The following is a 14395-nucleotide window of genomic DNA, read 5'->3' as shown; positions in this document are numbered from 1 at the left end:
GCGCGGTATCCCATATTTTCCCGCGCTGTGTCGGAATCTAAATAAGTTTTCACATCGGTGATGTATTACGTTTTAATTCCCCAAAATTGTTTATTATTTCCATAAAAAAACCATTATTGCTTTCAACTTATTCCATCTTTTTTCATTCTCTTCTCACCCCTCGCCAATAATTATTTTCCAAAAAGGCTAATCTGCTTTTTTTCATAAAAACCGCACAGATGGGGGAATAATATACCCCAAAGAGGTGCATGAATCGCCACAGGCACTACAAATAAAATTGCAAAAAAAAACGTCCCGCATTGTTTTTATTGCTCTTTTCACAGTGGATATCACATTGTCGCATTTTCCGGATTGCAACCTGCTCCTGAGATTGTTACAACCAAAGGCAGTTTTTTTGCCGATACAATATCTATCCGAGACCCCATAGTAGCGCATAATCCCATAAGCTTTTCATTCCAGTTCATATCACTACCCGGCCATATATTCATATTAAAAATAATACCATACCTGTTACGGCTGAATTTAATTGCCATAAATATTATCGCTTAAGGAGAAGTAATGATAATACGAACGTGGTTTTTTATGATTGTAGTCAGCCTGTTTGTTTTTTGTTCCAATACGCTAGCGGCGTGTTATTTTTATGGCGTTGGCACAATGTCCGGAACACAAAAATTCACTGTCCCCGTCTCGCTGACGTTATCGGTCCCCCCCGGCATTCAAAATGGGCAAACTATTTATCAGCAAAATATTAACCTGCAAAACATCAGAGAATTAATGATTAAGTGTGATACCAGTGGGCAATTTTTGTTTGATTATGATTATCTGGCAACCCCGAAACCCGCCTCGACTTTGAACAGTAAAATTTACGAAACGGGTGTTCCAGGAATTGGGATAAAATTTTCGGCATCCGGCCAGGACTTTCCCTCAACGCAGAACAATACGGATTGTAGCAATACGAACTTATGCAAATACCGTTATGGCTGGAATGCCATATCCTCATTTTCTTTAGTTAAAATCGCCGACAATATCGCCGCGGGTGTCATCACCGGAAGCAATCTGCCGACCGTCAGCTATAACTTTGGGCAAGAAGGCAACCTGGTCAACATCTATCAATTCTCGTTCACCGGGAATATCCATATTTCTGTTCCTACCTGCGATATTTCGCTTGCCAGTCAACATATGACGGTGCAAATGGGCAAACACTATAAAGGCAATTTTGCCGGGGTCGGCACTGGAACAGACTGGAAAGACGCCAGTATTATTCTGATTAACTGTACACAATTTTACGGTAATAGCAGTGCAGGCGACAGCGGCGCCACTTTTAATGGGACCAGCACCACCTACTCTATTGCGCCAAACAGAGCGGAGTTGACACTTAAGGTTCTGAGCGGAATCGAAGACGCAGCCAATGGCATTATGAAAATTGACGAACATCCACAAAAAGCGACAGGGGTTGGCATTCAGCTTTCCACCACACGTAGCACAAGCGGCAAGGTGGATCTCAATAATCCGCTCATCTATCCGCTACCACAGGACGGCTCTTCCACGATCGCTATCCCGCTCTATGCTCGCTACGTTCAGACCAAAAATAAGGTACAAGGCGGTGTCGCCAACGGCAGACTCGAATATACCATCACTTATCAATAATCGGCGACCTGGCGAGAACGACGTCAGGTTTCGAATTTCCCCGTTTTTTTCATCGGAAAAACACCCTAACGCAAATTAAACTCTCAGAAAGACGTTTCCAGACAGTACTTCATATTATCTCCATTTTTCTGACGCCTGCCCTCACTAAACTAGTATTATTTCAGGCAATGTTTCTGGATGAGATACGAATAAAGATGAAAGGCAGAAAGTCTTCCCGCCTGGTGATAGCAGCAGTGGTGGTCATTGCGGGCATTGCCGCTATTTGGTACGGGTTCAGCCATAAGGAAACAACGCCTGCAGCCGGGGCAACAAACGGGCAAACGCAGCGTCCGGGAGCGGGCGGTGGTCGTCATGGTATGCGTGGTGGTGCGCTGCCACCGGTACAGGCAGCAACGGCAACGCAGCAGGCAGTCCCGCAATATCTTACGGGCCTTGGGACGGTAACGGCCGCCAACACGGTAACTGTGCGCAGCCGCGTGTCCGGGCAGTTACAGGCCATTCATTTCCAGGAAGGCCAGCAGGTGAAAGCTGGCGACCTCCTTGCGGAAATTGACCCGAGCGCTTTTAAAGTCGCACTGGCACAGGCCGAGGGGCAGTTAGCGAAAGACAAAGCCACCCTTGCCAATGCCCAACGCGATCTCGCCCGTTATCAGCAACTGGTTAAAACCAATCTGGTCTCTCGTCAGGATCTGGATACCCAGCAGGCGTTAGTCAGCGAAACCCAGGGCACCATCAAAGCCGATGAAGCATCTGTTGCCAGCGCCCAACTCCAGCTCGACTGGAGCCGCATTGTCGCCCCTATCGACGGACGCGTCGGCCTCAAACAGGTGGATATCGGCAACCAGATCTCCAGCAGCGATACCACCGGCATTGTGGTGCTGACCCAGACGCACCCCATTGATCTGGTGTTCACCCTGCCGGAAAACGACATCGCCACCGTTATCAAGGCGCAAAAAGCCGGGCAAACGTTAAGTGTCGAAGCCTGGGACCGTACGAACAAACAGAAACTTACCACCGGCACGCTATTAAGCCTCGATAACCAGATTGATGCCACCACAGGGACTATCAAGCTGAAAGCCCGCTTTGATAACCAGGATGACACCCTTTTCCCGAACCAATTTGTGAATGCGCGCATGCTCGTCTCTACCCAGCAAAACGCGGTTGTCATCCCGACGGCCGCCCTGCAGATGGGTAACGAAGGGAATTTCGTCTGGGTGCTCAACGATAAAAACCAGGTCAGCAAACACACGGTGACGCCGGGTATTCAGGACAGTCAAAAAGTGGTGATCGCCGCGGGGCTTTCCGCCGGTGACCGCGTGGTGACGGATGGGCTCGATCGCCTGACCGAAGGGGCGACAGTGGAAGTGGTCGACGCCAAAAACGCTGACCAGATGCCCGCCAAACGCGAGCGTCCGTCGAAAGGAGCGCAGTCCTGATGCAACTGCTTCCGCCAGGCAGAACCGGCGGCCCGTCGCGCCTGTTCATTATGCGCCCTGTCGCCACCACCCTTTTAATGGTGGCGATTTTGCTCGCCGGGATCATCGGCTACCGCTTCCTGCCTGTCTCCGCGTTGCCGGAAGTGGACTACCCCACCATTCAGGTCGTGACGCTCTACCCCGGCGCAAGCCCGGATGTGGTGACGTCTGCGATTACCGCCCCGCTGGAACGTCAGTTTGGTCAGATGTCGGGCCTCAAGCAGATGTCATCGCAAAGCTCCGGCGGCGCATCGGTAATTACGCTCCAGTTCCAGTTAACGCTGCCGCTTGATGTCGCCGAGCAGGAAGTGCAGGCGGCAATGAACGCCGCTAACAGCCTGCTGCCCTCTGACCTGCCTAACCCACCGGTGTACAGCAAGGTAAACCCAGCGGACCCGCCGATCATGACCCTGGCCGTCACCTCCTCCGCCATGCCGATGACGCAGGTTGAAGATATGGTGGAAACCCGCGTGGCGCAGAAAATCTCGCAGGTCTCGGGCGTCGGCCTCGTCACGCTTGCCGGGGGGCAGCGCCCTGCCGTGCGTGTCAAACTCAATGCGCAGGCGGTGGCGGCCCTTGGGTTGACCAGCGAAACGGTCCGCACCGCGATCAGCAACGCGAACGTGAATTCCGCTAAAGGGAGCCTCGATGGCCCGGCCCGCGCCGTCACCCTGTCCGCGAATGACCAGATGCAATCCGCCGAGGAGTACCGGCGACTGATTGTGGCGTATCAGAATGGTGCCCCCATCCGCTTAGGCGACATCGCAACCGTTGAACAGGGGGCGGAAAATAGCTGGCTTGGGGCGTGGGCCAACAAACAGCAGGCGATTGTCATGAACGTTCAGCGCCAGCCGGGCGCAAACATCATCAACACCGCCGACAGTATCCGCGCCATGCTGCCGCAACTGACCAGCAGCCTGCCGAAATCGGTTGAGGTGAAAGTGCTGTCAGACCGCACCACCAATATCCGCGCCTCGGTCTCCGATACCCAGTACGAACTGATGCTGGCTATCGCGCTGGTGGTCATGATCATCTATCTGTTTCTGCGTAATGTCCCGGCCACGATCATTCCGGGCGTCGCCGTGCCGCTCTCGCTGATAGGCACCTTCGCGGTCATGGTATTCCTGGATTTCTCCATCAATAACCTGACGCTGATGGCGCTCACCATCGCCACCGGTTTTGTGGTGGATGACGCCATCGTGGTCATTGAGAACATATCGCGCTATATCGAAAAAGGCGAGAAGCCGCTGGCTGCCGCTCTTAAAGGGGCTGGCGAGATCGGCTTTACCATCATCTCGCTGACCTTCTCGCTGATTGCCGTACTGATCCCACTGCTGTTTATGGGCGATATCGTCGGGCGACTGTTCCGCGAATTTGCCGTTACCCTGGCGGTGGCGATTTTAATCTCGGCAATTGTCTCGCTAACTCTGACACCGATGATGTGCGCACGCATGTTGAGCGCGGAATCGTTGCGTAAACAGAACCGTTTTTCCCGCGCGTCGGAGCGTTTTTTCGAACGGGTGATTGCCGCTTACGGTCGGCTGCTCGCCAAAGTGCTCAACCATCCATGGCTGACGCTGAGTGTCGCTATAACAACCCTGCTACTGTCCGTTTTGCTGTGGATAGTGATCCCAAAAGGCTTCTTCCCGGTGCAGGATAACGGCATCATCCAGGGGACGTTACAGGCACCGCAGTCGGCGTCGTTTGCCAGCATGGCGGAGCGCCAGCGCCAGGTCTCGGATATCGTGCTCAAGGATCCGGCAGTGCAAAGCCTTACCACCTTTGTCGGTGTGGATGGCACCAATCCGGCGCTCAACAGCGCGCGTCTTCAGATCAACCTTAAACCGCTCAGCGAACGTGACGATCGCGTGCCGGTGGTGATTGAACGTTTACAGCAGTCGGTGGCGAAAATCCCCGGCGCAGCGCTCTATCTGCAGCCAACGCAGGATTTGACCATTGATACCACGGTCAGCCGCACGCAATATCAGTTTACCCTGCAGGCAAACTCACTGACGGCCCTGAGCGAATGGGTGCCACAGTTGATGGACAAATTGCAGGCATTGCCACAGCTCGCTGATGTCAGCAGTGACTGGCAGGATCAGGGGTTGGTGGCGTATGTCAATGTGGATCGCGACAGCGCCAGCCGCCTTGGTATCAGCATGTCCGATGTGGACAATGCCCTGTACAACGCCTTCGGTCAGCGTCTTATTTCCACGATCTATACCCAGGCGAATCAGTATCGCGTGGTGCTGGAACACAACACCACGCAAACGCCGGGGCTGGCGGCGCTGGATAATATCCGCCTTGCCAGTAGCAGCGGCGGTACCGTGCCACTGAGCTCGATAGCCAAAATCGAGCAGCGTTTCGCACCACTGTCGATTAACCACCTGGATCAGTTCCCCTCCACCACCATCTCCTTTAACGTGGCGGAAGGTCACTCTCTGGGCGAAGCAGTGCAATCGATTATCGACAGCGAGAAGACGCTCAACCTGCCGACCGACATCACCACCCAGTTCCAGGGCAGTACCCTGGCGTTCCAGGCCGCGCTCGGCAGCACCGTCTGGCTGGTGGTTGCCGCCGTGGTGGCGATGTATATCGTGCTGGGCGTGTTGTATGAGAGCTTTATTCACCCGGTCACCATTTTGTCTACCCTGCCAACCGCAGGGGTCGGAGCTCTGCTGGCGCTGATGATTGCCGGGAGCGAACTGGACGTTATCGCCATCATCGGTATCATTTTGCTGATTGGTATCGTCAAGAAAAACGCCATCATGATGATTGACTTCGCCCTCGCCGCCGAACGTGAAGAGGGGATGTCGCCACGCGATGCCATCTTCCAGGCCTGTCTGTTGCGTTTTCGTCCGATCCTGATGACCACGCTGGCAGCGTTGCTGGGCGCGCTGCCGCTGATGCTGAGTACCGGCGTTGGGGCGGAACTGCGCCGTCCGTTGGGGATTGGCATGGTGGGCGGTTTGATGGTGAGCCAGGTGCTGACGCTGTTCACCACCCCGGTTATCTATCTGCTTTTTGACCGACTCGCGCTCTCTCTGCGTCGCCGCTTCCCGCGCCGTGAAGAGGAGGCGTAAATGAAGTTTTTCGCCCTCTTCATTTACCGCCCGGTGGCAACGATACTGATCTCCGTTGCCATTACGCTCTGCGGCGTTCTGGGTTTCCGGCTGTTGCCGGTAGCCCCGCTGCCGCAGGTGGATTTCCCGGTCATCATGGTCAGCGCCTCCCTGCCTGGAGCCTCGCCGGAAACCATGGCCTCGTCGGTTGCGACCCCGCTGGAGCGTTCGCTTGGGCGTATCGCCGGGGTCAACGAAATGACGTCGTCCAGTTCGCTTGGCAGCACGCGTATCATTCTGGAGTTTAACTTTAACCGCGATATCAACGGCGCAGCGCGTGATGTCCAGGCGGCGCTGAACGCGGCGCAAAACCTGTTGCCGAGCGGTATGCCAAGCCGTCCGACCTATCGCAAAGCCAACCCGTCTGCCGCACCGATTATGATCCTGACGCTCACCTCCGATACCTATTCGCAGGGTGAGCTGTATGATTTCGCCTCTACGCAACTGGCGCAAACCATCTCGCAGATCGACGGCGTCGGAGATGTCGATATCGGTGGGAGTTCGCTGCCCGCCGTGCGCGTTGGCTTAAACCCGCAGGCGCTGTTTAACCAGGGTGTCTCGCTGGATGCGGTGCGCACCGCCATTACCCAAGCCAACGTTCGTCGCCCACAAGGGGCGATTGAAGACGCAACCCACCGCTGGCAGGTGCAGACCAATGACGCGCTGAAAACCGCTGCCGCTTACCAGCCGTTAATCATCCATTACAAAAATGGCGCAGCCGTCCGTCTGAGTGATGTCGCGTCGGTGACTGACTCGGTTCAGGATATTCGTAACGCCGGGATGACCAACGCTAAACCCGCCATTTTGCTGATGATCCGCAAACTGCCGGAAGCCAACATCATTCAGACGGTGGACAGCATCCGCGCTCGCCTGCCGGAATTGCAAAAGACCATTCCGGCGGCGATTGACCTGCAGATTGCCCAGGACCGCTCGCCGACTATCCGTGCCTCCCTCGCGGAAGTAGAACAGTCGCTGGTGATCTCGGTCGCGCTGGTTATCCTGGTGGTCTTCCTGTTTCTGCGTTCCGGCCGGGCGACGCTGATTCCCGCAGTGGCAGTCCCGGTGTCGCTGATCGGTACTTTCGCCGCCATGTACCTGTGCGGTTTTAGCCTTAATAACCTCTCGCTGATGGCGCTGACCATCGCCACCGGTTTCGTGGTCGATGACGCCATCGTGGTTCTGGAGAATATTTCCCGTCACCTGGAAGCGGGCATGAAACCGCTGCAGGCGGCACTGCAGGGAACGCGGGAAGTCGGCTTTACGGTGCTCTCGATGAGTATATCGCTGGTCGCGGTGTTCTTGCCGCTCTTGCTGATGGAAGGGCTGCCGGGGCGCCTGCTGCGGGAGTTTGCCGTCACCCTTTCGGTTGCTATCGGCATTTCACTGGCTATCTCGCTCACTCTGACGCCGATGATGTGCGGTTGGTTGCTGCGTAGCCGCAAAACCCCGACCGCCACGCGCAACAAGGGCATTGGTCGCCTGCTTCTCGGCCTACAGCGTGCCTATGCAAAATCACTCAAATGGGTGTTAAACCACGCGCGCCTGGTGGGGCTGGTTCTGATTGGCACCATCGCGCTGAATATTTGGATGTATATCAGCATTCCAAAAACCTTCTTCCCGGAGCAGGACACCGGCATCCTGATGGGCGGTATTCAGGCGGATCAGAGTATTTCGTTCCAGGCGATGCGCATTAAGTTGCAGGACTTTATGAAAATCATCCGCGACGATCCCGCCGTCGATAACGTGACGGGCTTTACCGGCGGTTCGCGGGTCAACAGCGGCATGATGTTTATTACCCTTAAGGCACGCAGTGTACGCAATGAAACCGCCCAACAGGTTATCGACCGTCTGCGAGGAAAGCTCGCCAAAGAGCCGGGGGCCAGTCTGTTTTTGGTGGCGGTTCAGGATATCCGCGTGGGTGGACGGCAATCCAATGCCAGTTATCAGTACACGCTGCTCTCCGACGATCTTAGCGCCCTGCGTGAGTGGGAGCCGAAAATCCGCAAAGCGCTCGCCTCGCTGCCGGAGCTGGCGGACGTGAACTCCGACCAGCAGGATAACGGCGCGGAGATGAACCTGACTTATGATCGCGAAAGCATGTCACGCCTGGGGATCAACGTACAAGAGGCCAACAGTCTGCTGAACAACGCCTTCGGCCAGCGGCAAATTTCCACCATCTACCAGCCGCTTAACCAGTACAAAGTGGTGATGGAAGTCGATCGACGCTATACCCAGGACATTAGCGCGCTGGATAAGATGTTTGTCATTAATAGCGAGGGCAAACCTATTCCGCTGTCCTATTTTGCCCGCTGGCAACCGGCGAACGCCCCACTGGCGGTCAACCATCAGGGGCTATCGGCGGCGTCCACGATTTCGTTCAACCTGCCCACAGGGATGTCGCTATCCGAAGCGAGTGACGCAATTGACCGCGCCATGACCCAACTGGGAGTGCCTTCGACGGTGCGCGGCAGTTTCGCCGGAACTGCGCAAGTCTTTCAGCAAACTATGAATTCGCAGGTGATCCTGATTATCGCCGCCATCGCGACGGTCTATATCGTGCTGGGTATTCTCTATGAGAGTTACGTACATCCGTTGACGATCCTCTCGACCCTGCCCTCAGCGGGTGTCGGGGCGCTACTGGCGCTGGAGCTGTTTGGCGCGCCCTTTAGTCTGATTGCGTTGATAGGCATTATGCTATTGATTGGTATAGTGAAAAAGAATGCCATCATGATGGTGGATTTTGCGCTTGAAGCCCAACGGAAGGGAAATCTGAACGCGGAAGAGGCGATTTTCCAGGCCTGTCTGCTGCGTTTCAGACCCATAATGATGACCACACTGGCGGCGCTGTTTGGCGCGCTTCCGCTGGTGATTTCGGGTGGCGACGGTTCCGAACTGCGCCAGCCGCTGGGGATAACCATTGTTGGCGGTCTGGTAATGAGTCAATTGCTGACACTGTATACCACCCCGGTGGTGTACCTGTTCTTTGACCGCCTGCAACGCCGATTTGCCCGTAAACGCAGAGAGCCTGTAACAGAGTGACAGAACTACCCAAAAATGTGCGTTGGCAATTGTGGATTGTGGCGTTTGGCTTCTTTATGCAGTCGCTGGACACCACGATTGTCAACACCGCCCTGCCCTCAATGGCGCGAAGTCTGGGAGAAAGCCCGCTGCATATGCATATGGTGGTGGTCTCCTACGTGCTGACCGTTGCTATCATGCTGCCTGCCAGTGGCTGGCTGGCAGATCGCGTCGGGGTGCGTAATATCTTCTTTACCGCCATCGTTCTCTTTACCCTGGGTTCGCTGTTTTGCGCCCAGGCCAACACGCTCAATGAACTGGTAATGGCCCGTATATTACAAGGCGTTGGCGGCGCGATGATGGTGCCCGTCGGCAGGCTGACGGTGATGAAAATTGTCCCACGTGACCAATACATGGCGGCAATGACCTTCGTCACCCTGCCCGGCCAGGTAGGGCCACTGCTCGGCCCGGCGTTAGGTGGCATTCTGGTGGAATATGCCTCCTGGCACTGGATCTTCCTGATTAACCTGCCCGTTGGCGTGGTGGGGGCGATAGCCACCCTGTGGTTAATGCCCAACTACACCTTACAAACCCGTCGTTTTGATCTCTTTGGCTTTTTGCTGCTGGCGTCGGGGATGGCAACGTTGACGCTGGCGCTCGACGGGCAAAAGGGGCTCGGAATTTCACCACTGCTGCTCGGCCTTCTGGTGGCGGGCGGCGTGCTGGCGATTGTTATCTATCTGCTGCATGCCAAAGGCAATGCGGGAGCGCTGTTTAATCTGCGCCTGTTTCGTACGCCGTCATTCTCCCTTGGTCTGTGCGGCAGTTTCGCCGGGCGCATAGGCAGCGGCATGCTGCCCTTTATGACGCCGGTCTTTTTGCAGATTGGTCTGGGTTTTTCGCCGTTTCATGCCGGGCTAATGATGATTCCGATGGTCATCGGCAGTATGGGAATGAAACGGATTGTCGTTCAGTTAGTCAACCGCTTTGGCTACCGTCGCGCGCTGGTGTGTTCAACGCTGGGTCTGGCGGCCGTCAGTCTGCTGTTTATGGGAACGGCGCTGATGGGCTGGTACGCTCTGCTGCCCTTTGTACTGTTCGCGCAGGGCATGATCAACTCCATGCGTTTTTCCTCCATGAACACCCTGACACTGAAAGACCTGCCCGATGAACTGGCAAGCGGCGGCAACAGCCTGTTATCAATGATCATGCAGCTTTCTATGAGTATCGGCGTCACCGTCGCCGGGCTGCTACTGGGGCTGTTCGGCCAGCACAATCTGTCCGCCGACAGCGGCGTTGCCCATCACGTCTTTCTTTATACCTACCTGTGCATGGCGTTCATTATCGCCCTGCCCGCTTTTATCTTTGCCCGAGTCCCGAATGATGTCAGTCAGAACGTGGTCATTTCCCGGCGCAACAGGAGTCAATCATGAAAATCTGGCGACCCGGTATTACCGCTAAGCTCTTTCTGGCTATTTTCGCCACCTGTATCGTGCTGCTTATTAGTATGCACTGGGCCGTGCGCATCAGCTTCGAACGGGGTTTTATCGACTACATTAAACGCGGCAACGAACAGCGTCTGCAGTTGCTCAGCGATGCCCTGAGTGAGCAATACGCCCAGCATGGAGACTGGGGCTTTTTACGCAATAACGACCGCTTTATCTTCCAGATCCTGCGTTCATTCGAGCGAGACAACGAGCGTGAGGGTGGGCCAGGTGGCCCTGGGCCAGGGCCGGAACATGGTGATAATCATGAGCATGAGCCGCCGCCAGGCCCTCCGCCAGAACCCGGTAATGGCATGCCGCCACACGGCTGGCGGACACAATTTTGGGTGACTGACGCATCGGCGGAAGTGCTTGTTGGGCCACGTAGCCCGGTACCGCCCGACGGGACACGGCGAGCCATTACGGTTAATGGTCAGCCTGTCGGCTGGGTGATCGCCTCGCCGGTGGAGCGCCTGACGCGCAATACCGATATTAACTTTGACCGTCAGCAGCGGCGCACAAGCTGGATGATTGTCGCGCTCTCGACCCTGCTGGCCGCGCTGGCCACCTTCCCACTGGCCCGCGGCCTGCTCGCGCCGGTCAAACGGCTGGTTGACGGTACGCATAAGCTGGCCGCCGGGGATTTCTCCACCCGCGTTAACCCAGGCAGCCAGGATGAGTTGGGCAAGCTGGCGCAGGACTTTAATCAGCTCGCCAGTACGCTGGAGAAAAATCAGCAGATGCGCCGTGATTTTATGGCGGATATCTCCCACGAGTTGCGTACACCACTGGCGGTACTGCGCGGCGAACTGGAGGCCATTCAGGATGGGGTACGGCAATTTACACCGGAGTCGGTGACGTCTTTACAGGCGGAAGTCGCCACCTTAACCAAGCTGGTGGACGATTTGCATCAGTTGTCCATGTCAGATGAAGGCGCGCTGGCTTACCAGAAAAGGCCGGTGGATGTCATTTCATTACTGGAGGTGGCAGCCGGAGCGTTTCGTGAACGTTACGCCAGTCGCAATCTGACTATCGACATGACGCTACCGGAGCACGCCGTGGTTTTTGGCGACCCGGATCGTCTGATGCAACTGTTCAATAATCTGCTGGAAAACAGTCTGCGCTACACCGATAGCGGCGGCGGTATGCACATCTCCGCAATGACAGAGGGCAATATGCTTACCCTCGATTTTGCCGATAGCGCGCCCGGAGTCAGCGATCTGCAGTTAGGCCGATTATTTGAACGCTTTTATCGCACCGAAGGTTCGCGCAACCGCGCCAGCGGCGGCTCCGGCTTAGGTCTGGCAATCTGCCTGAATATTATCGAAGCCCACGGCGGCAAGGTCCGCGCCGCGCATTCGCCTTTTGGTGGGGTTAGCATTAAAGTTGAATTACCCCTGGAACGGGACACAGCGAGAAACGTATGACTGAGTTACCTATTGATGAAAACACCCCACGCATTTTGATCGTGGAAGACGAGCCAAAGCTGGGTCAGTTGCTGATTGATTATCTGCGTGCGGCAAGTTACGCGCCATCGCTGATTAACCATGGCGATCAGGTACTGTCGTATGTGCGCCAGACGCCGCCGGACCTGATCCTGCTTGATCTGATGCTCCCCGGCACCGACGGGCTGACACTGTGCCGTGAAATCCGTCGTTTCTCCAATATTCCCATCATTATGGTGACGGCAAAAATCGAAGAGATTGACCGTCTGCTGGGACTGGAGATCGGTGCTGATGACTATATCTGCAAACCCTACAGTCCGCGCGAAGTGGTGGCGAGGGTGAAAACGATCCTGCGCCGCTGTAAGCCGCAGCGTGAAATACAGGCGCTGGACGCAGAAAGCCCGCTTATCGTTGATGAAGGTCGCTTCCAGGCAAGCTGGCGCAGCAAGCTGCTGGATTTAACGCCAGCGGAATTTCGTCTGCTGAAAACCCTCTCCAGCGAACCGGGGAAGGTATTCTCGCGCGAACAGTTGCTCAATAACCTCTATGACGATTACCGCGTGGTGACTGACCGCACTATCGACAGCCATATCAAGAACTTGCGTCGTAAACTGGAGTCGCTGGATGAAGAACAGTCCTTCATCCGCGCCGTCTATGGCGTGGGTTATCGCTGGGAAGCTGATGCCTGCCGACTGGCATGATCTTCATCCGCTCCCTGATGGCATTTCATTCATCGACGCCGTGGATTGTGCATCACATCCCGGCATCGGTGGCACATATCTGCAACCGACTCTTTCATGCAGGAAGCATGCTGACGATCATGAGCGATAAATCTTTTCTAAAGCGCTGGTTCTCCTCATTCACCGAGCCACCTCCTGATGAAGAAACAGAAATTTATCAAGAAATTAGAATGCTGCTCAACGAGCCGCGTAATGGCAACTATTTGCTAAAAAATAGCGATATCCGCAGTGTCGAGAGTCTTTGCCAGCTCGCCCATCACCACAACGGTTTCTTGCGTGAAAAAGCCGTAATGGCGCTCTCTTTAAAAGGCGACATCGCCGCCCTGCGGGAACTCCTGATTTGCGCTAATGACTGGGTTAAGCCGATTCACCGCCTCGCCACCCAGGAAGTGATGGCGCTGATGACGGCGGAAAATGCGCCCGCCTTTATTGCCCATCTTGCGCAGGTCAGACAGTTGCTGACCTGCAGACGCTACAACCACGCGCCTTTAGTGGAGTTGATAAGCCACTTTTTGGCCTCGCAGGCCCATATAGCCGACTTAAGGCAGGCGCTCTATTCCCCTGATCGCGAACTGCGCCATGCCGTGTTGCATACGCTTATCGAGCAGGAGCAGTTGCACGATGAAGCCGCGCTGGCCTTTGTACTGGATACCGGTGATACCTATTTGCGGGGCATTGCGGTTACCTACTGGCTGGCACGCGCGCCGAAACTGTCTGAGTCACTGATGACACGCCTGCTACGCGATCCCTGGCCGCGTATCCGTCGCGATACCCTCTTTTATCTTGATGAACATGGGCAAGCGCTGCCCGAACCATTGCACAGGGAGTTACTGCTGGATAAGAACAGCCTGATCCGCCAGCGCGCCCGTCACATGCTATCTGAAACCGTTGATGCTACCGCGTTTTGGCGCGACGTTATCACTTCGCCGGCCTGTTCGATAACTCAGCGCCGTTCCGCGCTCTATGGTCTGAAAGAGGCACGCGATCCCGCACTGCATTCACTGGCGCTGTGGGGCTGTTCGCAGCCTGAAAACGGTATTCGCCAGGCGGCGCTGCATATCTTATTGACGCTTGAAGGTGAAGAGGCGAAACCCCGCATCCTGGCCGCCTTAGCCGACCCGAGCCTGTCTTTCGCTATGGCGGCAATGAAATCACTGGCACACCACCCGCTTTCTTTTTCACGAAGCGAGCTTGAGGCACTGCTGACGCATACGCCCTCGGAGAAGCACACCCTGTTGTACTGGCGGTTGGTACACCAGATAAACAAATGGGACTGGCTCATCGTGCTGCTACGCCATTTCCCTTTCCTGTCGCCGTCACAGCAGGCAGAAGAACTGGCGAGCTGGAAAGGGAAATACAATCAGGCGGGGATTAACCCCACGTCTGGTCAGCAGGAAATCCTGACCTGTTTGCTGGCGCAGGCGCCCGAAATACGCCGGTCGCTACAACACTACCTGGTATAAT

Annotated in this window: 9 protein-coding genes; 8 read left to right on the top strand and 1 reads right to left on the bottom strand. The window is 55.5% G+C overall.

Translation table 11 applies throughout. The features are described 5' to 3' along the window. Window positions 1-329: 329 nt before the first annotated feature. Entirely contained in the window at window positions 330-533 is a 204-nt protein-coding gene (locus MRY16398_RS09035) for a hypothetical protein (protein ID WP_125124195.1), read from the bottom strand. A gap of 25 nt (window positions 534-558) precedes the next feature. Between MRY16398_RS09035 and MRY16398_RS09030 the strand changes: the two genes are divergently transcribed. The 8 genes from MRY16398_RS09030 (at window position 559) to MRY16398_RS08995 (ending at window position 14394) form a co-directional block, all read left to right on the top strand. After that, window positions 559-1647 carry a fimbrial protein gene (locus tag MRY16398_RS09030; protein ID WP_079496314.1) on the top strand — a complete coding sequence of 363 codons (1089 nt, stop codon included), beginning with the start codon at window positions 559-561 and terminating at the stop codon, window positions 1645-1647. A gap of 194 nt (window positions 1648-1841) precedes the next feature. Further along, window positions 1842-3083: an MdtA/MuxA family multidrug efflux RND transporter periplasmic adaptor subunit gene (locus MRY16398_RS09025; RefSeq protein WP_125124194.1), complete on the top strand. Its 1242-nt coding sequence runs from the start codon at window positions 1842-1844 to the stop codon at window positions 3081-3083. Next, complete coding sequence (locus MRY16398_RS09020) at window positions 3083-6205, top strand: MdtB/MuxB family multidrug efflux RND transporter permease subunit (RefSeq protein WP_108700967.1); 3123 nt, start codon at window positions 3083-3085, stop codon at window positions 6203-6205. The genes MRY16398_RS09025 and MRY16398_RS09020 overlap by 1 nt, the downstream gene beginning before the upstream one ends. Next, on the top strand, window positions 6206-9283 hold the full coding sequence (mdtC, locus tag MRY16398_RS09015; protein ID WP_079496311.1) for a multidrug efflux RND transporter permease subunit MdtC: 3078 nt from the start codon (window positions 6206-6208) through the stop codon (window positions 9281-9283). It begins immediately after the preceding gene. Continuing rightward, window positions 9280-10695, top strand: coding sequence for an MFS transporter (mdtD, locus tag MRY16398_RS09010; protein WP_041851987.1), 1416 nt, complete (start codon window positions 9280-9282; stop codon window positions 10693-10695). The genes mdtC and mdtD overlap by 4 nt, the downstream gene beginning before the upstream one ends. Then, entirely contained in the window at window positions 10692-12173 is a 1482-nt protein-coding gene (gene baeS, locus MRY16398_RS09005) for an envelope stress sensor histidine kinase BaeS (protein ID WP_125124193.1), read from the top strand. The genes mdtD and baeS overlap by 4 nt, the downstream gene beginning before the upstream one ends. After that, window positions 12170-12892: an envelope stress response regulator BaeR gene (baeR, locus tag MRY16398_RS09000; RefSeq protein WP_071195733.1), complete on the top strand. Its 723-nt coding sequence runs from the start codon at window positions 12170-12172 to the stop codon at window positions 12890-12892. Before baeS ends, baeR begins: the two co-directional genes overlap by 4 nt. Beyond that, window positions 12889-14394, top strand: a complete 1506-nt coding sequence (locus MRY16398_RS08995; RefSeq protein ID WP_125124192.1) for a HEAT repeat domain-containing protein — start codon at window positions 12889-12891, stop codon at window positions 14392-14394. Before baeR ends, MRY16398_RS08995 begins: the two co-directional genes overlap by 4 nt. Window position 14395 lies beyond the last annotated feature (1 nt).

Origin of the sequence: Phytobacter sp. MRY16-398 (genome assembly GCF_003925915.1) — a bacterium.
Taxonomy (GTDB): Bacteria; Pseudomonadota; Gammaproteobacteria; order Enterobacterales; family Enterobacteriaceae; genus Phytobacter; species Phytobacter diazotrophicus.
This window is presented reverse-complemented; position numbering and strand designations above follow the sequence as displayed.